This window comes from Actinomadura soli (assembly GCF_005889715.1).
GTDB classification, from domain to species: Bacteria; Actinomycetota; Actinomycetes; order Streptosporangiales; family Streptosporangiaceae; genus Spirillospora; species Spirillospora soli.
This window is the reverse complement of the sequence record NZ_VCKW01000013.1, coordinates 35,768-59,156: the sequence shown is the minus strand read 5'-3', so window position 1 is coordinate 59,156 and position 23,389 is coordinate 35,768. Positions and strand designations below refer to the sequence as shown.

General features: G+C 70.9%; 21 protein-coding genes, 3 tRNA genes and 2 pseudogenes. 11 read left to right on the top strand and 15 right to left on the bottom strand.

Annotated features, from left to right (window positions below; genetic code table 11):
- Together ETD83_RS04340 and ETD83_RS04335 are read right to left on the bottom strand one after the other, a co-directional pair.
- The coding region (locus tag ETD83_RS04340; RefSeq protein WP_138643724.1) for an FAD-dependent oxidoreductase at positions 1-447 on the bottom strand (447 nt) is incomplete at its 3' end.
- A gap of 110 nt (positions 448-557) precedes the next feature.
- Positions 558-1,166, bottom strand: coding sequence for a TetR/AcrR family transcriptional regulator (locus tag ETD83_RS04335; protein ID WP_138643723.1), 609 nt, complete (start codon positions 1,164-1,166; stop codon positions 558-560).
- Positions 1,167-1,275: 109 nt separating this feature from the next.
- Between ETD83_RS04335 and ETD83_RS04330 the strand changes: the two genes are divergently transcribed.
- From ETD83_RS04330 to ppgK, 3 genes are read left to right on the top strand one after another with little or no spacing between them, the layout of a single operon-like run.
- Positions 1,276-2,019 (top strand): SDR family oxidoreductase, encoded by a 744-nt coding sequence (locus tag ETD83_RS04330; protein ID WP_138643722.1) that lies wholly within the window; start codon positions 1,276-1,278, stop codon positions 2,017-2,019.
- Positions 2,019-2,339 carry a DMT family transporter gene (locus ETD83_RS04325; protein WP_138643721.1) on the top strand — a complete coding sequence of 107 codons (321 nt, stop codon included), beginning with the start codon at positions 2,019-2,021 and terminating at the stop codon, positions 2,337-2,339. Before ETD83_RS04330 ends, ETD83_RS04325 begins: the two co-directional genes overlap by 1 nt.
- 29 nt (positions 2,340-2,368) lie before the next feature.
- Positions 2,369-3,130, top strand: a complete 762-nt coding sequence (ppgK, locus tag ETD83_RS04320; protein ID WP_138643720.1) for a polyphosphate--glucose phosphotransferase — start codon at positions 2,369-2,371, stop codon at positions 3,128-3,130.
- Here the strand turns inward: ppgK and ETD83_RS04315 are convergent.
- The 9 genes from ETD83_RS04315 to ETD83_RS04275 form a co-directional block, all read right to left on the bottom strand.
- Positions 3,120-5,918, bottom strand: a complete 2,799-nt coding sequence (locus tag ETD83_RS04315; RefSeq protein WP_230420662.1) for a glycoside hydrolase family 38 N-terminal domain-containing protein — start codon at positions 5,916-5,918, stop codon at positions 3,120-3,122. The two genes, ppgK and ETD83_RS04315, sit on opposite strands and share 11 nt — an antisense overlap.
- Positions 5,909-7,120, bottom strand: a complete 1,212-nt coding sequence (locus tag ETD83_RS04310) for a CehA/McbA family metallohydrolase (RefSeq protein ID WP_138643719.1) — start codon at positions 7,118-7,120, stop codon at positions 5,909-5,911. The genes ETD83_RS04315 and ETD83_RS04310 overlap by 10 nt, the downstream gene beginning before the upstream one ends.
- Positions 7,117-8,241 carry an ABC transporter ATP-binding protein gene (locus ETD83_RS04305; protein ID WP_138643718.1) on the bottom strand — a complete coding sequence of 375 codons (1,125 nt, stop codon included), beginning with the start codon at positions 8,239-8,241 and terminating at the stop codon, positions 7,117-7,119. The genes ETD83_RS04310 and ETD83_RS04305 overlap by 4 nt, the downstream gene beginning before the upstream one ends.
- Positions 8,241-9,068 carry a carbohydrate ABC transporter permease gene (locus ETD83_RS04300; RefSeq protein ID WP_138643717.1) on the bottom strand — a complete coding sequence of 276 codons (828 nt, stop codon included), beginning with the start codon at positions 9,066-9,068 and terminating at the stop codon, positions 8,241-8,243. Before ETD83_RS04300 ends, ETD83_RS04305 begins: the two co-directional genes overlap by 1 nt.
- Positions 9,065-10,009, bottom strand: a complete 945-nt coding sequence (locus ETD83_RS04295) for a carbohydrate ABC transporter permease (RefSeq protein WP_138643716.1) — start codon at positions 10,007-10,009, stop codon at positions 9,065-9,067. Before ETD83_RS04295 ends, ETD83_RS04300 begins: the two co-directional genes overlap by 4 nt.
- Positions 9,981-11,408 (bottom strand): extracellular solute-binding protein, encoded by a 1,428-nt coding sequence (locus ETD83_RS04290; RefSeq protein ID WP_230420661.1) that lies wholly within the window; start codon positions 11,406-11,408, stop codon positions 9,981-9,983. The genes ETD83_RS04295 and ETD83_RS04290 overlap by 29 nt, the downstream gene beginning before the upstream one ends.
- A 90-nt stretch (positions 11,409-11,498) precedes the next feature.
- Positions 11,499-12,335, bottom strand: coding sequence for an aminotransferase class IV (locus ETD83_RS04285; protein WP_230420660.1), 837 nt, complete (start codon positions 12,333-12,335; stop codon positions 11,499-11,501).
- A complete protein-coding gene (locus tag ETD83_RS04280; protein WP_230420659.1) occupies positions 12,286-13,302 on the bottom strand; it encodes a chorismate-binding protein in 1,017 nt (338 codons plus the stop codon). Before ETD83_RS04280 ends, ETD83_RS04285 begins: the two co-directional genes overlap by 50 nt.
- Positions 13,299-14,003, bottom strand: coding sequence for an ArsR/SmtB family transcription factor (locus ETD83_RS04275; RefSeq protein WP_138643715.1), 705 nt, complete (start codon positions 14,001-14,003; stop codon positions 13,299-13,301). The genes ETD83_RS04280 and ETD83_RS04275 overlap by 4 nt, the downstream gene beginning before the upstream one ends.
- A 117-nt stretch (positions 14,004-14,120) precedes the next feature.
- Between ETD83_RS04275 and ETD83_RS04270 the strand changes: the two genes are divergently transcribed.
- The 3 genes from ETD83_RS04270 (at position 14,121) to ETD83_RS04260 (ending at position 14,384) form a co-directional block, all read left to right on the top strand.
- A tRNA-Gly gene (locus ETD83_RS04270) sits at positions 14,121-14,192 on the top strand.
- 41 nt (positions 14,193-14,233) lie between these two features.
- Positions 14,234-14,304 (top strand) — tRNA-Cys (locus tag ETD83_RS04265).
- A gap of 5 nt (positions 14,305-14,309) precedes the next feature.
- A tRNA-Val gene (locus ETD83_RS04260) sits at positions 14,310-14,384 on the top strand.
- Between the two features lie 840 nt (positions 14,385-15,224).
- On the opposite strand, the gene ETD83_RS04255 is transcribed toward ETD83_RS04260, so the two are convergent.
- Entirely contained in the window at positions 15,225-16,175 is a 951-nt protein-coding gene (locus ETD83_RS04255) for a hypothetical protein (RefSeq protein WP_138643714.1), read from the bottom strand.
- 146 nt (positions 16,176-16,321) lie between these two features.
- On the opposite strand from ETD83_RS04255, the pseudogene ETD83_RS45845 reads away from it, so the two are divergent.
- Both ETD83_RS45845 and ETD83_RS04250 read left to right on the top strand, forming a co-directional pair.
- A pseudogene (locus ETD83_RS45845) lies at positions 16,322-16,402 on the top strand (hypothetical protein); the annotation flags it as partial.
- Positions 16,363-16,602: a hypothetical protein gene (locus ETD83_RS04250; protein WP_138643713.1), complete on the top strand. Its 240-nt coding sequence runs from the start codon at positions 16,363-16,365 to the stop codon at positions 16,600-16,602. The pseudogene ETD83_RS45845 and the gene ETD83_RS04250, both read left to right, overlap by 40 nt.
- On the opposite strand, the gene ETD83_RS42230 is transcribed toward ETD83_RS04250, so the two are convergent.
- Positions 16,599-16,781 (bottom strand): hypothetical protein, encoded by a 183-nt coding sequence (locus ETD83_RS42230; RefSeq protein WP_171064012.1) that lies wholly within the window; start codon positions 16,779-16,781, stop codon positions 16,599-16,601. The two genes, ETD83_RS04250 and ETD83_RS42230, sit on opposite strands and share 4 nt — an antisense overlap.
- Positions 16,782-17,284: 503 nt before the next feature.
- Between ETD83_RS42230 and ETD83_RS04240 the strand changes: the two genes are divergently transcribed.
- A complete protein-coding gene (locus ETD83_RS04240; protein ID WP_138643712.1) occupies positions 17,285-17,680 on the top strand; it encodes a hypothetical protein in 396 nt (131 codons plus the stop codon).
- A gap of 126 nt (positions 17,681-17,806) precedes the next feature.
- Here the strand turns inward: ETD83_RS04240 and ETD83_RS04235 are convergent, their stop codons facing one another.
- Positions 17,807-20,617, bottom strand: coding sequence for an AfsR/SARP family transcriptional regulator (locus ETD83_RS04235; protein WP_138643711.1), 2,811 nt, complete (start codon positions 20,615-20,617; stop codon positions 17,807-17,809).
- A gap of 538 nt (positions 20,618-21,155) precedes the next feature.
- Here ETD83_RS04235 and ETD83_RS04230 point away from each other — a divergent pair.
- A complete protein-coding gene (locus ETD83_RS04230; RefSeq protein WP_138643710.1) occupies positions 21,156-21,776 on the top strand; it encodes a hypothetical protein in 621 nt (206 codons plus the stop codon).
- A gap of 118 nt (positions 21,777-21,894) precedes the next feature.
- Here the strand turns inward: ETD83_RS04230 and ETD83_RS04225 are convergent.
- Positions 21,895-22,065 (bottom strand): annotated as a pseudogene (locus tag ETD83_RS04225) (IS3 family transposase); the annotation flags it as partial.
- Positions 22,066-22,467: 402 nt separating this feature from the next.
- On the opposite strand from ETD83_RS04225, the gene ETD83_RS04220 reads away from it, so the two are divergent.
- Complete coding sequence (locus ETD83_RS04220) at positions 22,468-22,719, top strand: hypothetical protein (RefSeq protein ID WP_138643708.1); 252 nt, start codon at positions 22,468-22,470, stop codon at positions 22,717-22,719.
- Positions 22,720-23,389: the final 670 nt, after the last annotated feature.

Genomic DNA, 23,389 nt, shown 5'->3' with positions numbered 1-23,389 from the left:
GGCCGGGCGGGTGCCGGTGGCGATGACGACCCGGTCGGCGGTGACCTTCTGCTCGCGGTCGCCGTTGCTGATGATCCCGACCACGTTCGGTTCGAGGAACCGGCCGAAGCCGGGCAGGACGGCGACGCGGTTGCGGGCGAGCTGGCTGCGGACGACGTCGGTCTCCCGGCCGATGACGTGCTGGGTCCGCATGCCGAGATCGGCGACCGTGATGTCCTCCTTGACCCGGTAGCTCTGGCCGTAGAGCTCGCGCTGGTTGAGGCCGGTGAGGTACAGGACGGCCTCACGGAGCGTCTTGGACGGGATCGTCCCGGTGTTGATGCAGACGCCGCCGATCATGTCGCGGCGGTCGACGATGCCGACCTTGCGGCCCAGCTTGGCGGCGGCGATGGCGGCGCGCTGCCCGCCGGGGCCCGAACCGAGGACGAGGAGATCGAAGTCATTCACGTCTCCCAGTCTGACGGGCCGCGGCCGTCTCCATAAAGGGCTTTCGCTCAGGATCGGCCCGTGATCAGGCTCTCGGCCCGTCGGTGATCAGGCTCTCGGGCCGTCCGTGATCAGGCTCTCGGGCGGTTCGTGATCAGGCTGTCGGCCAGTGCGTCCAGGCCGGTCTTGATGCGGGCCAGGGGCATGCCTCGGGTGCGGCGCTGGTAGAGGAACAGGTTCGCGGCGAAGGGCGCGAGGAGCGCGTCGGCGAGGTAGGCGGTGTCCGCGGCGGGACGGATCTCGCTGAGCAGCAACGCCAGGTGCCGGTGGTACAGGCCGTAGGAGCCGTCCCGGAAGCGGGCGTCGGACGGGCCCGACTCGGCCATGAGCAGGAGGTCCGCCTGGGCCTCGGTGCGGTCGGCCAGGGCGTGCAGGAACGCGCGGAGGCGGTCGGACGGGTCCGCGCCGGGCCCGAGCGGCGGTGGGCCCTGGATGAACGCGGCCTGGAAGTCGCGCTCCCGCTCGTCGATCACGGCGTAGACGAGGCGGGCGCGGTCGCCGAAGCGGCGGTAGACGGTGCCGACGCCGACGCCGGCGGCGCGGGCGACCTCGTCCATGGAGACGGCCTCGGGGCCGCGGGTGGCGATCATCTCGGCGGCGGCGCGGATGATGCGGCGCCGGTTGAGCGCCGCGTCCGCGCGCTCGACGGGCGGGCTTCCCACGACCGGCAGCTCGCGCATTCCGTCCCCTCTCGGCACAGCACAGCAGACTAACCGGACTTGTATCCGGAGAATTCTCCGGTTAACCTCGCTAAGCGGAAACTTCTCCTATTAGTACCGGAGGCTTGGAATGTCGGCTGAGCTTGCAGGACGCGCCGCCCTGGTGACCGGAGGCGGGCGCGGCATCGGCGCCGCGATCGCGCTGCGGCTGGCGCGGGAGGGCGCGGACGTCGCCGTGACGTACGTGCGGGCCCCGCAACGGGCGGCCGAGATCGTGCGCGGGATCGAGGCGGCCGGGCGGCGCGGGCTGGCGATAGCCGCCGACGCGTCCGACCCCGCGGCCGCGACCGGGGCCGTGGATCGGGCGGCGGCGGAGTTCGGACGGCTCGACATCCTGGTCAACAACGCCGGGATCGCGCCGTACGGGCCGCTGGAGGACGTCACCGCCGAGGAGCTCGACCTGACCCTCGCGCTGCACGTCCGCGCGGCGTTCGTGGCGGCGCAGGCGGCGGCCCGCCATCTCGGGCCGGGCGGGCGGATCGTCAACATCGGCAGCAGCCTCGCCGAGCGCGTCCCCTACCCCGGTTGGACGCTCTACGCCATGAGCAAGTCGGCGCTGACCGGGCTGACCCGGGGCCTGGCGCGCGATCTCGGGCCGCGCGGGATCACCGCGAACGTCGTCCAGCCGGGTTCGACCGACACCGAGATGAATCCGGCCGACTCGCCCGACGCCGAGTTCGAGCGGGGGTTCACGGCGCTCGGCCGGTACGGGCGCGCGGAGGAGATCGCCGCGATGGTCGCGCACCTGGCGGGCCCGGGCGGCGACTACGTGACGGGGGCGGCGATCGCCGTGGACGGGGGGTACGCGGCCTGATGGCCTGGGTGCTGCTGGTCGTCGCCTCCCTGATGGAGCTGGTGTGGGCGACGGCGCTGAAGGAGTCGGACGGCCTGACGAAGCTCTGGCCGACGGTCATCGGGCTGTCGGTCGCGGTCCTCAGCGTGGTGGTGCTGTCGCTGTCGCTGCGGGTGCTGCCGGTCGGCACGGCCTACGCGATCTTCGTCGGGCTGGGCGCGGTCGGGGTCGCGGTGGCGGGCATGGTCGCGTTCAGCGAGAGCGCGTCGCCCGTCCGGCTGGGGTTCCTCGCGCTCATCCTCGTCGGCGTCGTCGGCCTGCAAGTGGTGGAGGACTCGTAGGCCCGGCCCCCATCGGGCACAGTAAAGGCATGGCCACGGAGATGCTGGGGATCGACATCGGCGGGTCGGGGATCAAGGGCGCGCCCGTCGATCTGGCGGACGGCTCGTTCACCCGCGACCGGTTCCGGGTGGACACGCCGCAGCCGTCCAAGCCGAAGGCGGTCGTGAAGGTCGTCCGCGAGATCGTGGAGCATTTCGGGTGGGACGGCCCGGTCGGCGTCACCTATCCCGGGGTGGTGATCGACGGCGTGACGCTGTCGGCGGCGAACGTGTCCAAGCACTGGATCGGGCTGGACGCGGCGTCCATGTTCGCGGACGAGACCGGGCGGGACGTGACGCTGCTCAACGACGCCGACGCCGCCGGGCTCGCCGAGATGCGGCTCGGCGCGGGACGCGGCCGCGGCGGGACCGTCGTGGTGCTCACGCTCGGGACCGGCATCGGCAGCGCCCTGTTCACCGGCGGCGTCCTCGTCCCGAACACCGAGTTCGGGCACTTGGAGATCGGCGGGCGGGACGCCGAGGAGCGCGCGTCCGCCAAGGCCCGGGAGGACGAGGGACTCGGCTGGGAGAAGTGGGCGAAGCGGCTCGGCGTGTACCTGCGGCACCTGGAGGCGCTGATCTCCCCGTCATTGATCATCCTCGGCGGCGGGGTGAGCAGGCGGTCCGCGCAGTTCGTCCCGCTCATCACGGGGGTGCGGGCGGAGATCGTGCCGGCGCGGCTGGTGAACAACGCGGGCATCGTGGGCGCGGCCATGGCGGCGGCCCGGACGCAGTCCGTTTCTAAGGTCTGAGCCGCACCGTCGCGATCTCCCACGGGCGCAGCGCCAGCGCGGCCGACCCGTCGTGGACGTCGATGGGCAGCCCGGGACGTCCACGCAGGTCGACGCGGGTGGCCTCGGTGAACGCGCCGCGCAGGACGGCGGTCGTGGGCTCGTCGGACTGGGCGACCATCCGGGTCTCGATCCAGCCGTCGCGTGACCGGAGGGAGGTCATGACGACGCCGTCGCCCGAGATCGCGACACCCTCGCGGGACGGCGGAGCGGGCGCGGTGGCATGTCCGTAGCCGACGGCGGTGAGCAGGTCGTGCCGGTACGCCTCGGCCGCGCGGAGGACGTCGGCGCCGGGACGCCCGCCGCCGCACGGCATGATCGCGAAACCGGCCGTCCGGAGGCCCCGGCACTGGGCCGTCGGGGTCGGGAGCTGCGGACCGGCGGGCTGGTCGCGGTGGGCGTTGCGGTCCCGCGACAGGTAGCCGATCGAGCGGAGCAACGTGAGCGCCATCTCCCGTCCGCCGCCGGTGATCTCGTACTCGGTGGCGTGCTCCAGCAGGACGGCGAGCCCGCCTGCGGCCACGAATCCGGACGCCGGGTACGTCGGGACGGGACGCTCCCCGAAACCTCCCTCGGCCGTCAGCCCGCGCTCGGTGATCGCGAACTGGCCTTCGGCGAACGACGAGGCGGCCTGGCGCGGCAGCGGTACGTGCAGGCGGACGCGGTGGTCTTCGCAGCGGTTGTCGAACGTGACGCGCAGCCGCAGGAAGGGCTCGCCCGCGCGGAGTTCGGCCCGGGTGGTGACGGTCACGTCCTCCTCGGCGTCTGAGCGGGCGTCGCCTTCGACGTGTCCAGACGCGGGCCAGCGGTAGGTCCGGACGATGTCGTACGCGGCCAGCAGCGGGCCGCTCCAGACGGGCTCGACGTGCACGGTCAGCGGGTCCTCGATGACGCGGTCGGCGGCGGGCGGGGCGTAGTTGTAGGAGTCTCCGAGGTCGCCGCCGTCCACGATCCGTCCTGCGCCTTCGATGACCTGGCCGGACGGGGTGCGGAGGCTGAGCGTGCCGTCCTCGCGGATCTCCGCGCGCAGCAGCCCGTTGTCCAGGACGTTCCCGCCGGCCGTGACCGGGCCGTCCGGAGCGGGCGAACCGGCAGCCGGGGTCACCGTCGTCAAGCCCAGCGCGGGCACCTCGACGAGCGCGGCGACGGTGCGGCGCGGGTCGGCCAGGATCCGGACGCGCCACTCCCCCTCCGCCCCGCGCAGCGCCTCGCGCACGTCGCCGACGTCGAACGGGGCGTCGGCCCGGGACGTCACGTGGAAAGTGAGCGTGCGGTCGTCCCGCGACACCGACCAGTCGCGGATCTCCTGCCCGAACAGCACCCGCCCGTACACGCGCTCCAGGACGATGGGCAGGTCGGAGGCCGGATGGACGGCGTCGTCCAGCACGGTCGGCGCGATGTCGAGTGTCTGCGCGGGCACGGGACGCCCGTCGCCCGTGACGAGCCCCGGCCCCCCTTCCGGCGCCGGGACGTCCACGGTGATCAGGCCGGTGCGGGCCGCCGGGGTCGGGTTGAACACCAGGTGCGAGCCGAGCGGCACGGACGCGGCGCGCTCGGCGGTGACGAGGTCGCAGACGGCGCGTCCGAGCTGCTCCGCCTCCGCCATGTGCGCCGCGACCTGCTCGGCGGTCTCGTCGCTGCCGCAGCCGGTCACGGAGTCGTGGCAGCTCGTCTCGATGAGCCGCCGCCATGCCAGGTCGAGGAACGTCCGGGCCGATGAATCCGAACCGCGGCCCGCGTACCAGAGGGCGGTCAGCGGTTCGGCGTACCGCTCGACGAGCCGCTCGGCACGTCCCAGCAGCTGCTTGAGCCGGACGCGGGCGGAGATCACGCCGGGGAGGATGTTCGCGCGGGCGTGCGACCGCAGTTCGCCCCGGACGTGGAGCAGCCCGTCCACGGACGTCGTCTCCCCCGCGAAGTACCCGGCGAGGGTGTCGAGGCGCATGCCGGGGCCGGCGCCCGAGATCCGGTCGGCGAGGTCGGCGGCGGGCGCGGTGTGGTCGGCTCCGTACATGGCCAGCAGCGGCCCGCCGCGCGGATACCAGCGGCCCATCGCCTCGGCGAAACCGGCGGCGCGGCCCGGGAGCAGCGACGCACCGTCCTCCAGCCCCCGCCCACCACCATCCAACGGACGAGCTCCGCTCGACGGCCCGTGCCCGAACTCCTCGAACATCGAGGCGGCGTTGCCGTAGCCGCCCTCGGGCAGGTACTGGGTCCGGATCGCGGTCCCGTCCGGGGCCTCCCAGGCGAACGCGTGCGACCGGACGCGGTCGGGCACGCCGCGCCACACGCACGCGTGCTCGATCCCCGCCAGCTTCAGGATCTGCGGCGTCTGCGCGCAATGCCCGAACTGGTCGGGCAGGTAGCCGACCATCATCACGGCGCCCAGCTCCTCCGCGCGCCGCATCCCGAGCTCCAGGTTGCGGACGATGTTCTCCCCGGAGGACAGGAACTCGTCGTGCAGGATCTGCCAGGGCCCGACGGCCAGCCGCCCCTCGGTGACCAGCGCGGCCACGCGCGCGCGCCGCTCCGGACGGATCTCCAGGTAGTCGTCGACCGCCGCCATCTGCCCGTCCAGCGTGAAACGCCAGCGCGGGTCGGCGTCCATACGGTCGAGGACGCCGTCGAGCAGCGACACGAGCCGGAGCCGGAAACGCTGGAACGGCAGGTACCACTCGCGGTCCCAGTGGGTGTGGGGGACGACGACGATCTCGGGGGACGCCACCCGCCCCGCGGCCTCTACCCGCACAGTGCGATCACCTCGTTCTCATGGGTTTCCAGGCGGTGCATTCCCGGGCCGTCCGCCGGCATCCGGACGCGGTCGCCCCGGACGGCGGCGCGCCGCCCGTCCGGCCGGACGAGGACGGTCCCGTCCGCGCCGATCGCGATCAGCTCCCCGTCGACGCGCAGCAGGACGGGCGCGTCCGGCCCGGCGGAGATCGACGTGCGGCCCGCCGCGAGGCCGCCCAGCACGCCCGCCGCACCGTCGTCCTCGGCGAGGACCCAGGTGACGGGCTCGCCGACGTTCTTGAACTGGTCCGGGTCGTGGAAGTCGCTGCCGCCGAGCGGGACGACGCCGCCCGGACGCCACACGTCCGCCCATGCCAGCGGCGCGCCCCAGCGCCGGTCCCACCAGGTCGGATGCCAGATCTCGGCGAACCTGGGCCGGGACGCGGCGGGCAGCGGGTGGCGCCAGGCGCAGTCGCCGCTCAGCGGATGGTTGATCGACATGAGCCCGCCGCGCGCGTCGGCGAACGCGGCCCAGTCGGCGCTCGGCCGCCGGAAGTCGACCCAGCCGGTGTCGCCGAACACGTTCGCGTGCCCGAGGTCGGTGGTGACCTCCTGGCCGGGCAGCAGCGTGATCCCGGCGTGCGCCCCGGCGGCGGGCAGCCCGGGATGGTGGCTGACGGTGTTGTGGTCGGTGACGGCGAGGAAGTCCAGCCCGCGGGACGCGGCGAGACACGCCAGTTCGTGGACGGTGAGCGTCCCGTCGCTGTGGACGGTGTGGGAGTGCAGATCACCGGCGAGCCAGCGCATCCCGTCCGATGCGGGCAGGTCACGGCGCGGCGGGCGTTCCGGACGCGGCGGAGGCGTCTCGTCAGGCCGTGGTGGAAGCGCCCCGGAACAGGTGACCTTGACCTCGTACGGGACGCCGTCGGGCGGTATCCGGTGCAGGCCGAGCCAGACGTGCCACGTGCCCGGTTCCAGTTCCCCTGGCAGGTACCCAGGCGTCGCCCACTCGGCGGTCACCGTGTACTGGCGGCGTGCCCCGCCGGACCAGCCCCGGAACCCGTCCGGGCCGTGGCAGCCCAGGTCGATGACGCCTCCCTCGAAGGACAGCTCGACCGTGATCGACGCCGTGCCGGACGGGACGTCGATGGGCAGTTCGCGGAGCCCTCGCTCCAGGCGGTCCTCCAGGCTCCAGCGCCCCCGATGCACGGTCACCGTCATCCCTGTCCTCCGTCCTTGATCGTCGGAGCCATCGCGGGCGCCGCCGCCGTCACCAGTTCGCCGTCCCGGTAGAGCAGGACGCGGCCGGGGCGCGGCACCGCCCAGCCCTCGGTGCCCGGCTCGGGCTCGCTGCCCTCCGCCACGACGACGCGCACCGGTCCGCCCTCCCCGTCCAGGGTCACCAGCGAGGACCCGCCCAGGTGCTCGATGACGGACACCGTCCCGCCGAACGCGCCGCCCGCCGGATCGGCGGGGACCTCGCTGAAGTCAAGGTATTCGGGTCGTACCCCGCACACGACGTCCGTTCCGTCCGGAATTTCCCCCCGCACGTCATCCGGGACGGGCAGCCGCGCCCCCGCGACGGTGACGGACGCGTCCCGGACGGTCCCCGGAAGCAGGTTCATCGGCGTGGATCCGATGAACGCGGCGACGAAGAGGTTCGCGGGCCGCCGGAACACCTCGACCGGCGTGCCGAGCTGCCGGATCCGCCCGGCCTCCATGACCGCGATCCGGTCGGCGAGCGCGAGCGCCTCCGCCTGGTCGTGGGTGACGAAGACGGTGGTGACCCCGAGGTGCAGCTGGAGCCGTTTGAGCTGTGTGCGGGCCTCCAGCCGGAGCCGCGCGTCCAGGTTCGACAGCGGCTCGTCCAGCAGGAAGATCCGCGGTTCGGCGACCAGCGCGCGGGCCAGCGCGACCCGCTGCTGCTGGCCGCCGGAGAGTTCGGCGGGACGACGCCCGTCCAAGCCCAGCAGGCCGAGGAGGCCTGCGGCGTCCTTGGCCCGGCGGTAACGGTCCGCCCGGGCGGCCCTCTTGACGCGCAGCGGATACGCGATGTTGTCCAGGACGTTGATGTGCGGGAACAGCGCGTAGTCCTGGAACACCATGCCGACGTCGCGGCGTCCGGGAGGCAACCTCGTCACGTCGGAGCCGGCGAGCCGGATCGTCCCGTCGGTCGCGGTCTCCAGCCCGGCGATCGTGCGCAGCAGCGTCGTCTTCCCGCAGCCGGACGGGCCGAGCAGCGCGAAGAACTCGCCCTCCGCCACGTCGAGGTCGAGCGCGTCCAGAGCCCGGACGCCGCCCGGGTACACCTTCGTCAGCCCCCGGATCGTGATGTCGGCCATCAGCGCTTGATCCCTCCGTGGAAGCGGAATCCGTAGCGGCGGCTCACGAACAGGTACATGAGCACGACCGGCAGCGAGTACAGCAGCGAGAACGTGGAGATCAGCGGCAGGTCCGGCTGGCCGCCCTCGGTGTAGAAGGTGTACATGATCACCGAGGCCGGGGCCTTGTCCGGGTCGCGGAGCAGGAGGAACGGCATCAGGAAGTCGCCCCAGACCTGCGCGACCGTCCACACCGTGACGGTGGCGAGCCCCGGCCGGATCACCGGGACGACCACGTGCCGCAGGATCTGCAGCGGCGATGCCCCGAACACCCGCGCGGCCTCCTCGTAGGACGTCGGCGTCGCGTCGGTGAAGTCCTTCAGCAGGAAGATCGCCGCCGGGAGCAGCCCGCCGGTCAGCACCAGGATCACGCCGAGCCGCGAGTCGACCAGGTGCAGGTTGAAGGCCAGCAGGAAGATCGGCACCATCGCCGCCGTCCCGGTGATGATGGACGACAGCAGGAGCAGGACGTACAGCAGCGCGTCCCGCCCGGGCACGCGGACGCGGCTCAGCGCGTAGGCCGCCAGCGCCGCCGCCGTGACGACGAGCGCGGCCGTCCCCACGGCGAGCAGCACCGAGTTGCGCAGCGACGCGAGCGCGTACGGGTTGTCCATCAAGAGCTGGAAATTGTGCAGGGTGAACTCGGGCAGCGACGCCGAGATGCCGGGATCGGCGTCGAACGGCGCGAACGCCAGCCAGAGCAGCGGCAGCGAGAAGAACCCGAGGACGGCCGAGACGAACGTGGCCAGCCCGATCCTCCGCAGCACCTCCCGGACGGTCTCGTTCACGCCACCGCCGCCTTCCTGGAGCGGTCGCGCAGGGCGCGCAGGTACAGCAGCGCGATCACCAGGTTGATCAGGATCATGATCAGCGAGATGGCGGCGCCGAAGCCGAGCCGCCCGTCGCCGAGCGCCGTCCGGTACACGTAGACCGACATGATCTCCGACCGTCCGTCCGGGCCCCCGGCCGTGATCAGGAACGGTGTGAAGTCGTTGAACGTCCACAGGCTGACCAGCAGCAGACTCGTCAGGACGTGCCCGCGGATGCGCGGGAGCACCGCGTCCCGCAGCGTCTGCCACGTGGACGCGCCCGCGAGCCGCGCCGTCTCCAGGTGGGACGGCGGCACGTTCCCGATCGCCGCGCCGTACAGCATCATCGAGAACGCGGTGCCGCGCCAGATGTTGAACACGACGATGCACGCCATCGGATGGTCGAGCAGCCATGCCGTGCCCGGCGTGCCGAGAAGGGCGTTGAGGGTGCCGCCGTCGCGGTCCAGCAGCGCGATCCACAGGAACGCGATGACCGACCCCGGCAGGATCCACGCGAGCAGCACCAGCCCCTCCACCAGGCGCCGCAAAAGCCCGCGCCGGTCGCGCATCACCCACGCGATCGCGAACCCGAGGACGGTCTGCCCCAGCACCGCCGACCCGACGACGAACTGCAGCGTCAGCCACAGCGACCGGTGGAAGTCGCCGTCGCCGAGCACGTCGCCGTAGTTGTCCGCGCCGACGAACTTCGGGTCTGACGCCGCGATGCCGGTGAGCCGGTAGTCGGTCGTGCCGAGATACAGCGTCCAGAGGGCGGGGAACACCAGGAACACCGCGATGAGGACCAGCGCGGGCGCGACGAACGCCGCCGCCCGGCCGCGTCCCAGCCCGGCCGCGTCGTCCCCGGCGTCCCGTGGCGCCGGAGGTCCGAGGTCAGCGCGGGGTGACGTTGGCGGCGCCACCGACGATCCCTTCCAGCTTCTTCGCGTATTCGGCGGCGGCCTGGGCGGGGCTCTTGCCCGCCACGACGCTCGCCGTGGCCTCCTGCAACGCCGTCGAAACCTCCGGGTAGACGGCGAGGCCCGGACGGTACGACGTGACGGGCAGCACCTTCTCCGACACGAACGTCAGGAACGGGTCGCCCGCGAGGATCTCCTTGTTCACGTCCGTGCGGGACGTGAGCTCGGGCGTTCCGGCCGTCCGCGCCTTGGTCATCTCCGCCGAGTTCATGAAGGCCAGCAGCTCGAACGCCTGCTGCGGGTACTTCGTGTTCGGGTTCATGACGGTGACCGCGCCGCCCGACATGCTCACGTACGACTGGCCGCGGACGCCCTTGCCCGGGGCGACCGCCGGGATCAGCGCGTAGCCGACGTCCTGGTCGCGGGTCTTCATCTTCGCGACGCCGGTCTTCGGGTTGAGGACGTCCCGCCAGAAGTAGTCGCCCTCCGCCAGGATGCCGATCTTGCCGGCGGCGAACTCCTCGAACGACTTGTCGCGCCCCTTCGCCTCCTGCTGGAGCTTCGGGTCGCCGAGGCCCTCGGGGCCGTAGATCTGCGCGTACAGGCCGAGGACCTGCTTGACGGCCTGCCCGCCGCCCGTCCACGTGCCGCCGGTGTAGATCTCCGCGCCGGCACCGGCCAGCATCGGCAGGACGCCCTGCATGCTGGTCGCCTCGCCCATGGCGGTGCCCGCGTTGAGCTGGATCGGTGTCACGCTGGGGAGCCTTCTCAGGGCGCGGCCGGCCGCGATGATGTCCTGCCAGGTCTTCGGCTGCCAGCCGTCCGGGAGCCCGGCCCGCGCGAACAGCCTCTTGTTGCAGAACAGGACGCGCCCGTCGGTCGCGGGCGGGATGCCGTAGCGCCTCTCCTCGAACATGGCCAGCTTCTGGACCGTTCCAGGGATGGTCGGCCAGCCGTCCCACGCGTCCGCCGGCGCGCCGACCACCTCCGGCAGCGGCCTGAGGTAGCCGGCCTGCGCGAACTCCCCGACCCAGATGCCGTCGACGTCCATGATGTCGGCGCCCGACCGGGACTTCAGGTCGAGCGCCAGCTTCGTCTTGTACGACTCGTCGTCCACGCCCTGGCCGCGGAACGTCACCTTCGCGGTGACGCCCTTCGCCTTCTGCGCCGCGACGAACCCGGGGATCACCGTCCTGGTGATCCACTCCGCCTCTTCGGTGTTCTTGCCGCCCTCGATGGCGTTGCGGGTGATCGTCAGGGAGTAGCTCTTGGCGTCCTTGCCCCGGTTCGGATCGGTCGAGGACCCGCCGTCGCCGCACCCGGCGAGCGCCGCGCCCGCCATGACGAGCGCGGCCGCCGCGCCGATCCGCCTCGTGGAGAAGTCCCTGCCGGAATAGCCCATGGGTGACCTCCTACAAGCGTCACCACTTACGGTGAACGAAGAGGTCGATCGCGTAAAGGCGTGCGGGTCCGCGTCTTGGCGGCGTCCCGGTCAGGGGTCCATGAGCTCGGCGGAACGGGCGGCGAACGCGGCCATGGCCTTCGCGGTGATCGGGCCGGGCGCGGCGGCCAGGACCGTTCCGTCCACCGCGCGGATCGGCTGGACGTCCCGGGTCGTGGACGTCAGGAACGCCTCTTCCGCGCGGTACAGGTCGTCCAGCGCGACGTCATCCTCCTCGCCGCCGCACCACTCCAGCGTCAGCGCGCGCGTCACCCCGGCCAAACAACCGGACTCCAGCGGCGGCGTAATGAGCCGCCCGCCGAGGACGACGAAGACGTTCGTGCCCGTGCCCTCGCACAGGTTCCCGGCCGTGTTGCCGAAGATCGCCTCGCCGCCGCCCCGCTCTCTGGCGTACGCGAGGGCCAGCGCGTTCTCCGCGTAGGACGTGGTCTTGAGCCCGGCCAGCGCGCCGCGCTCGTTGCGCGACCACGGCACGACCGTCACGTCCGCCGTCGCCGGGAACGGGGGCTGCGGCGCCACGATGATCGACACCGTCGGCCCCGCGTCGCCGCGCGCCGACCCGAGCGGCCCCGGGCCGCTGGTGTAGGTGATGCGGACGCGGGCCAGCGGCCACTTCGGCGCCGCCGCCAGCACTTCGAGGGTCCCCTGGGCGAGCGCGTCATGGTCGGGCTCGGGCAGGCCGAGGCCGGTCGCGGAGCGGGCCAGCCGCCGCAGATGCCGGGTCAGCGCGAACGGCTCCCCGTCCGTCGCCTTCACCGTCTCGAAGACCCCGTCGCCGACGAGCATGCCGTGGTCGAAGACCGACACCGTCGCACGCTCAGGATCGACGAGTTCCCCGTTCAGCCAGATCGGGACCTGCGCCGTCACCGGAAGCCACCTCCAAAAGCCGAGCCGCCTTCAGCTCGGTCTCGCGCCATTCGCGAAGCGGATCGGACCCCCACGTGATGCCCGCGCCGGTACCGAACCGGAGCAGGCCGTTCTCCGCCCAGAAGCTCCGGATCCCCACCGCGAGGGCGCCGCGCCCGGCGTCCGCGTCCACCCAGCCGATGGCCCCACAGTACGGGCCGCGCGGCACCGGTTCGAGCACCTCCAGAAGGTCGAGCGCGCTCGCCTTCGGGGCGCCGGTGACCGAACCCGGAGGAAACGTCGCGGCGATCAGTTCCGGCCACCCTCCCCCGGCCATCCGCGCCCGGACGGTCGACACCAGGTGGACGAGCCCCGGATGCTCCTCCAGCTCGCACAGGCCCGGCACCTCCACCGACCCGACCTCGGCGACCCGTCCCAGATCGTTCCGGACGAGGTCGACGATCATCACGTTCTCGGCGTCGTCCTTGGCCGTCAGCCCGTCCACGGTCTTCGCCGTCCCCTTGATCGGACGGGACTCGACCACGTCCCCGTCCCGGGACAGGTACAACTCGGGCGACGCACACGCGACCTCAAGCCCGGGCACCTTCATCGTCATCGAGTACGGAGCCGGATTCCCCGTGGCGAGCCTCGCCCCCAGCCCCGCGATACTCGACTCGCCGGGCAGCTCCGCGGACAGCACCCGGCACAGGTTGGCCTGGTAGACGACACCGTCCGCGATCGCGCTCCGGATCCTCTCGACGCCTGCCATGTACGCGGCCTCGTCCAGCGAACTGCTCCACTCCCCCGGCCTCGCCCACACACCCCCCGGATGTTCTGCCGGTCTCACACTCTCGAACCGGGCGCACGTGGCCTTCCCCTCATAGGTCACGACCACGGCCCACCAGCCCTGCGAATCCAAGGCCCCCAGATCGTTCGTCAGATCGACGAGACCCGTCGCCAGCAGACCCCCCGCGTACGCGAAACTCACGGCAGCACGCACCCGAACGAACCGGCCAGCCCCGCCAGCCCCTTCTCCGTCACGACCAGCGCCCGGCGGGTCGTGCCCCGCTCGAACCAGCCCAGCTCGATCATCCGCGCCGTCAGCGCCGCGCCCAGCGCCCCGTTCAGATGCGGGCGCCGCTCCGTCCAGTCCAGGCACTGCCACGCGAACCTGCGGCGAGCCTTCCGCAACGCCGCCAGATCCAAGCCCAGCGCCCCGAACCGCTCCGCGCCCTTCTCAGTCACCTCGAACGCGTCGTCCCTACCCGCCTCGATGAGCCCGCCGCCGACCAGCGCCGCGAACAACGCGACCCCGGCCTCCCCGGCCAGATGGTCGTAGCACGTCCGGGCCTCGTGCAGCCGCCGCGCGTCCCGCGACTGCCGCAGGCTACGCACCTCCACCGGCGGGCTGATCCGCGACAGCGCCTCGATCACCTGCGCGACCTCGCCGCCCCGCAGCCGGTAGTACCGGTGCCGCCCCTGCTTGACCACCGTCACGAACCCGCCGTCCAGGAGCCGCGCCAGATGCGCGCTAGCCGTCGGCGCGCCGACGCCCGCCGCCCGCGCCAACTCCCCCGCCGCGAGCGGCCGCCCGTCCAGCAGCGCGGTCAGCATCGCCGCCCGCGCCCGGTCCGCCAGTAGCGCCGCGACCGGCGCGAAGTCCGCACTCAGACCATGCTCCGAGCCCATGCCCCGACTCTAGGCGACGCACTCTTCGCCCCACGTCGAAGCGTCCCGCCGCGAAACCGGTTTGGGGAACCGCCGAGGACGCGCTAAGGTTTTCCCCGTCGCCGCGAGGCGGCACAAGCGGAAGTGGCTCAGGGGTAGAGCATCACCTTGCCAAGGTGAGGGTCGCGGGTTCAAATCCCGTCTTCCGCTCTGAGGGGCCTTTCAGGCTGTGACCCAGAAGGTCTCCTTCTGGTGGAGTGGCCGAGAGGCGAGGCAACGGCCTGCAAAGCCGTGTACACGGGTTCAAATCCCGTCTCCACCTCGCAAGGGCGATTAGCTCAGTGGGAGAGCGCTACCTTGACACGGTAGAGGCCACTGGTTCAATCCCAGTATCGCCCACCACACTCCTGCGCAGGTCAGGGGCCATGCTCGTGTTGTTAACGACCGAGGCCTCAAGCCTGATTGGGCGATATCTGGGCGATGATCTTGCTCTCGTCCGCTGCCACCGCTCCCGACCTGCTTCCTCGTCCACAGTCTAGCGAGAACCTTCCTCATCTGGGGTGCGGCGGTGACGAGCCGGTCCCGCTCATCGGCCCGCAGAGCCAGCAACGAGGTCTCCCACCGCTTCTGCAGGGTCCGAAGAACCTCGCTCTTTCATCACGGGCGTCACGTCCTCGTAGACATCGGCCACCCCGGGCAGTCTGTGCCCCAGCCGGGCCGCGCGTGCCACATCGGGGACGCCGTCCTCGGCCGGCCAGGTCCGCTGGGCATGCCGTCCCTCGTGGAAGCTGAAGCCCCGCAGCACCGGTGCCCGACGCCGGTCCGGGTCGGGGTTGTCGAGGTCGCCGTCCCACGCCGACCGCCAGAACCGCCGAGCGAAGTGGCTGCGACGCTTTCGCGAAGATAGACGTTGCGCGGATGCGTGATCTTGTTGGCCAGGGCGTACTCCTCGGGGAAACGGCAGCGGCAGTAGGGCGCACCGTTGTTCCAGGAGCCTTCCATTTTGCGGTGGCAGATGCCGCAATGCAGGATGCCCCGCAGCATGTACAGATGACGGGCACGGTGTGGCTTGTGCCGGGCCGGTCCGTGACCCCGGGCCGCTAACCAGCTACGGACATGATCTTGTGGTGAGACCTGTCCTACCAGAGGCTTTACGTCCGCGTGCATCTACGGCTCGACACTCGGCCCGTCCGCAGAGCGCGCTGCGCGCTACCTCACGTAGATCATTTCACTGAGAAAACATCACTCAGTGGAAAATACGTCTACGGGAGGGGGTTCCGGATATGAGAGGGATTGCCCGTCCATGTCTATAGTCGACAAAGAGGAGGGTGCGGGATTTACTTTGTCGGCTGCGATTACAGCCATTTCTGCATCGAGTGCGGAGTCTTCCCGAGTATGCGAATGAGAATAAGCCGTCAAGCCAGTGACGTTCAATTGGACTTGCGTAACCCGGGCTGTTAGGTTCGAGATAGCCGTGTCCAGCTGATTCTGCATGTCCGCAATCTTCTGCTGCAGACCCGCAACCTTTTGTGCCGCAGAAGTCGCCTCAGAAATTGCCTGGCTGACCCTCGCCTGAAGGTCAGAGTTCAGAATCCTTCCCGTGACCTCAACATCCCCCTGAAAGTGTCCAGCCTTCCCCTGATCCGCCTTCGCGAATAGGGCATTCCCCTTCTTGGTCACCGCAATTACTCCGGTGCCCTCGTCGCAGGCTCCGAAGACGCCATGCCCCCCTGCCGCGAAACTAAAACCCACGACCCCACCGTGATGAGGATTCCGAGACTCGCCTCGCACCCCCTCGCTCGCCTCCGACTGGCCATGCACGGCGACGCCGGTCTTACTAAGACCGATGACGCCCGTGCCCTTGTCGGACTGCCCCCAGAGGCCTTGGCCACGCTCCCCCATGTGGAAGCCGGCGACACCAGACTTTCCGACTGTAGAGGAAATCCCACGTACGCCATCGTTGTGGTCACTTACTCCTACCACGCCGACGGAATTGGGGCCTGAGAATCCATGACCCCAAACTCCATTTCCTGTACCCCGGCCGTAGAGTCCGTTTCCGCCGCTCTCATTTACGCCAGCCACACCAGCTTGACCCTCGCCCTTGCTGACCCCGAGTACACCATTCCATTTCTCGCTCTCGCCCAGGACGCCAGGGGTGTTAGGAGTTGTTGCCGTGCCGTGGACTGTAGCCATTTGCGTTGCTCCATTCGTGGCTGACCATCAAGCGGCTGGTGACCGACGGCCGTTTTGTCCAGGAAGGACGCGGGCGCAAGGCCACCCTGCGGGCGACCACCGAGACACGGCGGTCGATCGAGCCCGACATCGAGTTCGTGCGGCTCATGTACCGGCAGGACCGCGGCGAGGCCCCGTGGGACGGGGTGTGGCACCTGGCGGGGTTCGCGATCCCGGAGTCGGCGCGGCCCGCCCGGGACGCACTCCGCGAGACGATCGTCCGTCTCGGCGGCGCCCCGTCCAGAGCGGCCTCTACATATCACCCAACGCTTGGGAGAACCTCATCGAACCCGAGGTCGCCAGGCTCGGCGTCCAGGAGCACGCCACCCTTCTCACCAGCCGGGACCTGCGCGTCGGTCCCGAACGCAACGCCCGCGCCCTGGCCTAGGCGGCGTCGGCGCGCTGTTCGGCGGCGGCCTGCGCGCGCTCGGCCTCGACCACCTTGGCCCATGCGGCATCGACGTCGCGGCGGCGGTCGGCCTCGGCGTCGCGGGCCTGCCACTCGGCGACGCGGCGGGCCTCGGCGTGCTGGTCGGCGGTCCGGCGGGCGGCGGCCGCGTCGCGCACCGCGCTGTCGCGGGCGTCCTCGGCCGCCTGCCGCGCGGCCTGGGCTTCGCGGTCTGCCGCTCGGCCTCGCCGACGCGGCCACCGACCGCCTCCAGCACCCGCTCGCCGGCGGCGCGGTCGGCCAGCACGCGGGTCAGCTCGCCCGGCCCCTGGCGGTCGACCTGCGCCGCCCCTGGGAGGAACCGGCCGAACCCACCAGGTTGAGCCCGGCCCGGGTGCGGCGGGGGTTCCGGAACCTCCACACGAAGACACCGTCTCCAGCACGTGCACCCAAACCCACCACGCCAGGCCCCGGGCGCCCATCCGGCTCGAAGAACCGCCGCCCGGCGACCCGCCATGATGTGGGACGCGTCCTCGCCACCGGCGAGGCATACGCCCGCCCCGCCCATCACAAGAAGGGCACCAAACCCCGCCGAACTGGATAAATAACAAGCTTAGTCTCTCGGCTCCGGCCGACCGCTTTCCGGCACAACGCGGCCATCGCCACCGCCTCGGCCGGCGTCATGGCGGCCGCGGCCGTCCTGGTCTTCGGGACCGTCTCCTCGGCCGCTACCGGCTCGGACGCGGCCAGCGCTCAGGGCACCGTCACCCGTGGGTCCACCGTCTGCGCCGGACCGGTGAACGTCCACCCGGACACGGGTTCGTTCCTGGCAGCCAACGGCTTCGCCTTTGACCGCAACAATCGCGACGGGATCGCCATCGACTGGACGGTCCGGCGTGGCGACGTCATCACTTCCCAGGGCGGCACGAGCTTATTCACCGCCGCCACCGTCATCCGCTCGGAGCACACCGCCCGCTTCCAGGTCACAGCGCCTGCGGGCGACGCGAACCTGCCCGGCTCCATCTGGATCTGCGGTACCTCGTCCCAAAGCCAGTCCATTTCGTGGACACGTCGCTGAACACTGTCGGAGCCTGACCCGGCAGCCTTCCTCGTCCGCGCCTCTCGCGCCTGGTTCGGCTGGGATCGCGGCACAGCCCCCGCGATCCCAGCCGATGGCCCGGCCATTGTTCGGCCCGGCAGCGGCTCAAGCCAATGGACGCGATCCGTCCAGCTCGGCGTGGATCGTCTCCTGCTGGAACCTGACAGCGGCCTGCCTGGCCTCCTGGCCGAGCCGCCGCCAGATGGCCAGGCTCGCCTCGGCGTGCTCGAGGGCCTCCTCCAGGCGTCCGAGCCCACGCATCGTCACCATCAGTTCCTGCAGGGCCATCGCCTCCTGGAAAGGGGAGGCGAGCGCGCGGCTGACGGTGAGCGCGGCGCGGAAGTCCTCGACGGCCTCGTCCGGACGGCCGAGCGCCCGCTTCGCCCGGCCGCGGTTGATCATCAGGTGCTGCCAGGCGGACGGCTGTCCCCCGACCCTGTCCGCCAGCGCCAGCCCGCGCTCCAGCCACGGCAGCGCCTCCAGGGGACGCCCGAGCCGGATGATGTAGAGATAGGCGATGTTGTTCAGCACCTCCAACTGCGACCACCAGTCGCCGGAGCGCCGGCTGATCGCCAGGCTCTCCTGGAAGGTCGCGAGCGCCTCCTCATGGTCTTGCCGATGGGAGGCGAGCAGGGCGGACACGTTGAGCAGCCGGTCCAGGATCGCCTCGTCCCCGCCGTCGTGGGCGGCCCGGATGCCGCGGCGGACCTGCGCTTCGCCCCCGTCCAGCCTGGCGACCTGCCATAGCCCGCCGCCGAGCATGTAACGGGCCCGGGCTTCGGCGGGGAACTCACCGCGCGCCTCCGCGGCGTCGGCGATCTCGGCGGCGGGACCGTTGAGCCGCGGCCATAGGAACGCGATGTCGCCCAGGGGGTCGAGGGCGAGCAGCAGGTCCGCGGCGACGGCGATCGGCGCGCCGGGGTCCCCGGCGGCACTGCGGACGGCTCCGAGGATGCCGTCGAGTTCGTTCAGCACCCAGGTCTGTCCCTCGGCCAGGTCGGCGAACGCGACCCCTGCCGAGTGGGTGGCCGCCATCGCGTCGGCGAGCTTGCAGCCGTTGCGCAGCAGCCGGTAGAGGTTCCGGGCGGAAGCGAGATAGTGGTCGAGGAGACGGCCCAGGACGGCGCGCCGGTCGGCCTCGGTGTCCTCTTCAAGAGCGAGGTGGGCGGCGTAGGTGTGCAGCAGGTCATGGAAGCGGTACCGGCCGAAGGTGCGTTGCTGCAGCAGGTGCACGTCCAGCAGGTCCTCCAGGAGCCGGTCGGCCTCCTGGAGCGCGATGTCGGCGACTCTGGCGGCGGTGTGAGCGTCGAAATCGGGACCCGGGTGCAGGCTCAGCAGCCGAAACAGCCGCTGCTGGACGGGTGTGAGCTGCCGGTAGGAGAGGGCGAACGCGGCGGCGACGCTGCGGTCGCCGGTGGCCAGCTCGCCCAGCCGCCGCTGCTGGTCGCCCAGGCGTTCGGCTAGGTGGGCGAGGGTCCAGGTGGGGCGGGTGCGCAGCCGGGCGGCGGCGATCCGGACCGCCAGCGGCAACAGGCCGCAGAGCCTCACCACCTCGTCCAGGGCCTGCGGTTCGGTGACGGCGCGCGCGTCGTCGGCGATCCGGGTGAAAAGTGCGGCGGCGTCGACGGGCGGCAGCACCTCCAGGGACAGCGTGCGGGCGGCCTCCAAATCGGTGAGCCGGCGGCGGCTGGTGATCAGCACCAGGCTGTCGGGGTCGCCGGGCAGCAGCGGCCTCACCTGTTCGGCGCTGGTGGCGTTGTCGAGGACGATCAGGGCCTTGAGGCCGGCCAGTTCGTCCCGCCACAGCCCGGCCCGTTGATGCAGCTTGTCGGGAATCCGCTCCCTCGGCACGCCTACCGCGCGCAGGAGCGTCTCCAAGGCGGCGGCCGTGGTGCCGAGCTCGTCTCCGGCGGTGTGCGCGTGCAGGTCGATGAACAGTTGCGCGTCGGGGTAGCGGTCGGCCAGCCGGTGTGCGGCGTGCACCGCGAGGGCGGTCTTGCCGATCCCCGCCATCCCGTCAATGGAGCTGATCACCACCGCGGTGGTCGGCTCCCCCTCCGCCGGCAGGGCGGAGATGAGCCGGTTCAGTTCGGTGGCGCGGCCGGTGAAGTCGGCGAGGTCGTGGGGCAGCTGGTGGACGCGCCTGCGTCGATCCGGTGGCGACGCCGCGAGGCCGGGGTCGTCGGAAAGGATCTGCTGGTGCAGTCGCTGTAACTGGTCGCCGGGGTCCAGGCCCAGTTCCTCGGCCAGCGTCTCGCGGGTGTCGTGGAAGACCCGCAGCGCTTCCGGCCGCCGACCGGCTCGGTGCAATGCCAGCATCAGCTGTCCGGCCAACCGTTCCCGGAGCGGGTGCGCGGCCACCTGCTCGCTCAGCTCGCTGATCACGCTGTGGTGCCGTCCGAGGTCCAGTTCCAGCTCGATGTCCTCCTCCAGCGCCGCCGTCCGTCGCTCCTCCCAACTGGTCACCTGCGGCTGAAGCGCCGGGCATTCCAGCCCCGCGAGCACCGGCCCCCGCCACAGGTGCAGGGCCGCGCGGAACTCGGCGACCGCCTCCGCCGGTTGCCCGTCGGCGGCATGCCTGCGGGCCCGCCTCACCCGGCTGTCGAACACGGCGGCGTCGAGCTCGCCCTCTCCGACGTCCAGCCGGTACCCGGCGCCCGCCGCCACCGGCCCTGCCAGGCCCCCGTCGGCGAGCAGCCCCCGCAGCTCGGACACCAGATTGCGGACGCGTTTCTCCGCGGTGGGAGGCGGCTCCTGCGGCCAGACCACATCCACCAAATGGCTCAGCGGCACCACATAACCTGCTGACAGTAACAATGCGGCCAGCACCTTCCGCTGCCCGGCACCGCTCAGTCGCAGCGGCTCCCCACCCGTCCAGACCTCCAGCGGGCCCAAGATCTTGAATTCTCCAGCCATACGACATCAACTCTCGGCATCTTGGCAGGCAAGGTCGGTCGCCGCCCAACTCGACACTGACCTCGAACACAATACTGCGTGTTTCGCGGCAGGCGAATGAATGCACTCTTCACCTGCACGGCAAGTATCTGGCCCGCCTCACGACTCTCCGTGACCCGGCGAACTCATGCGAGCGAAGACCGCCGTCTTTGTCGACATGAGTGCGGGCACCCGGAAGCGAAGAAACTTTCTTTTGGAAATCTCATTTCGTTGCGTAATTCCGTCCGCCCTTCGGGCATCTTCGCCGATGCCACGCCGAGCCATTAGCCGTCCCACCCCTAACTGCTATGGACCGGGCATGGACGGGACATGGACGGCGCCCGCCAAGCTTCTCGCATGGAAAGGCCCCAGCAGCTCTCACTCACGTACCTGACCGTGGCCTTCGCCCCGGCCACTCCAACGTCGCCGCCATCATCGGTCCGCGCTCTTGCGACCGGCTCGACGACCGCTCACCGTCAGCGACGTCATCCTCGACAACGAGCCGCGGCCTGACAGCGCGATGACCATCCACGACAGCCACGCCGCTCCCGGCCACCAGCTGACACGCGGCGACAGATCCGCACTGGAAACGGTGGCCGTCCTGTTCGGACTGGCCCTCATGCCCGTCATCACCGCGCCGCTGGCCTCCCTGATCGGCCCGGCCACCGACAGCAAGCAGGCCGCAGCCGAAAAGACCGCCACCGCGCCAGACCACGGCAGAGCGATCGGTCACACGACTGCGCTGACGACCACCACCCGGCGATGGACTCCTGTCACCCACACCACCGTCACTTTGAAAAAACGAGGGACGTACGAGGTGACGCAACAGGTCCGCGGCCAGTTCGTCACCGCACGGAACCGGTCCACTCACGCCTGGATCATCTCCCGGGTGTTCAACCTCACCGCCGGCGTCCCGGTCAAGGAAAGCAATCTCCTGGTCGCCACCAGCGCCAACCACCCGCCCGCCATCAATCGCGATTACGGCACCACCGCCAGCGGCCGCGCCTTCATCGACATCGACAGGCCCACCACCATCCGCCTGGAAGCCATGCAGGCATGGGACGCAGGCACAGTGACCAAAAGCCAGATCATCACCGATTCCAACGGATTGACCCAGCTCCTCTACAAAGAACTCGCCTGAGCCGTCCAGACAATGGAGCCGCAGCGCCTACTCCGGCAGCGCGGAATTCGTGAGCCGTATCGGGTTTGGTGAAGTTGTTGATGTACCCCGAGTTTGGTGGTGTCGGAATACCGGAATCTCATGCCAGCAGTGGGGCCGAGTGGATCCTCTCGTACTCGACCGGGCTCAGCATCCCGGGCGCGCTGTGGCGGCATCGGCGGTTGTGGAAGATCTCCAGGTACTCGAAAATCGCGTTGGCCAGTTCGATGCGGGTGCGCCGGCGCTGCCGGTTGAGCAGCTCGGTCTGCATGCGGCCAGTCGGGGGACGCTTCGCCAGCTAGAGCCCCATCGGAGGGCGACCACGAAGCGACACCTGGGCACGGAGTGCTACCGAGGGCGGCGTCCGACCCAACGTGTGCAGAAGGCCACCCGGCGGCGCGGCGTGTGCCATCTGCGTCCAGGTATCGCCCCTCTGCGGGCATCCATGCAGGTACCGAGCGTGTCTGGCACTGGCCTCCGGAGCCGTGTGAAGCGGGGGCCTTGCGGCCACCAGCCCCGCGTTCCGGTGGACTCGTTCGCGCGATGTGGTCTGTCGCATCGTCTCGCCGTTTGCGCGAACTAGCTCTCCGGCTCGGTAGTCGCGCGAGGCCGTGGTGTTGACCGGTTCGGGTCTCTCCCGGCGGTTGATCTCGTGGGTGGGCACGATGGGTGGATGAGTGCTTCGCGGCGGATTGTCCTCACGGCGGGTGTGTTGGGGTTCGGGGTTGCGCTGGTTGGGGTGGGGTTGTTGTTCGCCGTGGTGGGGTTGGAGGACGCCGACCGGTGGGGCAGCGTGTTGTCGGTTTTCTTGACCGCGGTGGGGCTGGGCGTTTCGGTGTACGGAGTCATCCTGGCGCGCCAGAGCATGAGGGCTGCGCGAAGTGGCGGGCAGCGGGCTGGCGAGGTGGCCGGGGACAACTACTAGTTCGGGCGTGTGAGGGGTGGGGTGCGGATCGGCCGCCGCACCAGCAGGCGCCGGCTGGCCGCGCCGCCGAACACGCCGGGGGTTCGTCAGGCGGCCAGTCGGACAGCGGGGGGCAGGTGGTCGGTGGCGTGCGAGGTGGCGGGAAGGCACCGACGGGTCAATGGGCCGGGGATGTGTTAGGGCCGAAATCCAGATCGGTTCGGCCGCTGGTGATGTCGTGGTGGTGTTGGAGCAGCCGCGGTTTCGGCTGGAGTTGCTGTCGCCGCGGCCACGGCCGCAGCGGATCCCCCGGTCGCAGCGATTGCCCTCGCATCTGCTGGACGCGCACCGCCAGGTGGTTCCCTACCGGCCCCGCCCGGCGGTGCAGGAGCAGTTGAGGGCTTGGAGGGGTTGACACACCTGATCCAGGAACTGGCGGGCTGGCCCCGGGCGAGCCCGGCCAACTCGCCCAGCGCATCCGGTCCACGCGGCCGTGATCACCATGATCTCCATGTCCCGGCCACCCAGCCGCCGGACCCGCGCACAGATCTGCCGAACCTGCCCGGCCGTCGGTATTGGACGGTCCTTGCCTGAACCGTCATGGTGGCCAGCGCCCAACCGGTCGAGTCTGAGTCCCTTGATGGGGTTGTGGGCGATCATGCGTTCGTTCACGGCTTCGGTGAGGACGATC

What these genes read in the sequence shown, in the direction of transcription:
- ETD83_RS04255 (WP_138643714.1), bottom strand. Translation starts at nt 16,175, where the DNA reads ATGGCTACAGTCCACGGCACGGCAACAACTCCTAACACCCCTGGCGTC.
- ETD83_RS04310 (WP_138643719.1), bottom strand. Translation starts at nt 7,120, where the DNA reads ATGACGGTGACCGTGCATCGGGGGCGCTGGAGCCTGGAGGACCGCCTG.
- ETD83_RS04330 (WP_138643722.1), top strand. Translation starts at nt 1,276, where the DNA reads ATGTCGGCTGAGCTTGCAGGACGCGCCGCCCTGGTGACCGGAGGCGGG.
- ETD83_RS04275 (WP_138643715.1), bottom strand. Translation starts at nt 14,003, where the DNA reads ATGGGCTCGGAGCATGGTCTGAGTGCGGACTTCGCGCCGGTCGCGGCG.
- ETD83_RS04335 (WP_138643723.1), bottom strand. Translation starts at nt 1,166, where the DNA reads ATGCGCGAGCTGCCGGTCGTGGGAAGCCCGCCCGTCGAGCGCGCGGAC.
- ETD83_RS04240 (WP_138643712.1), top strand. Translation starts at nt 17,285, where the DNA reads ATGGCGGCCGCGGCCGTCCTGGTCTTCGGGACCGTCTCCTCGGCCGCT.
- ETD83_RS04230 (WP_138643710.1), top strand. Translation starts at nt 21,156, where the DNA reads ATGACCATCCACGACAGCCACGCCGCTCCCGGCCACCAGCTGACACGC.
- ETD83_RS04235 (WP_138643711.1), bottom strand. Translation starts at nt 20,617, where the DNA reads ATGGCTGGAGAATTCAAGATCTTGGGCCCGCTGGAGGTCTGGACGGGT.
- ppgK (WP_138643720.1), top strand. Translation starts at nt 2,369, where the DNA reads ATGGCCACGGAGATGCTGGGGATCGACATCGGCGGGTCGGGGATCAAG.
- ETD83_RS04220 (WP_138643708.1), top strand. Translation starts at nt 22,468, where the DNA reads ATGAGTGCTTCGCGGCGGATTGTCCTCACGGCGGGTGTGTTGGGGTTC.
- ETD83_RS04305 (WP_138643718.1), bottom strand. Translation starts at nt 8,241, where the DNA reads ATGGCCGACATCACGATCCGGGGGCTGACGAAGGTGTACCCGGGCGGC.
- ETD83_RS04325 (WP_138643721.1), top strand. Translation starts at nt 2,019, where the DNA reads ATGGCCTGGGTGCTGCTGGTCGTCGCCTCCCTGATGGAGCTGGTGTGG.
- ETD83_RS04290 (WP_230420661.1), bottom strand. Translation starts at nt 11,408, where the DNA reads ATGGGCTATTCCGGCAGGGACTTCTCCACGAGGCGGATCGGCGCGGCG.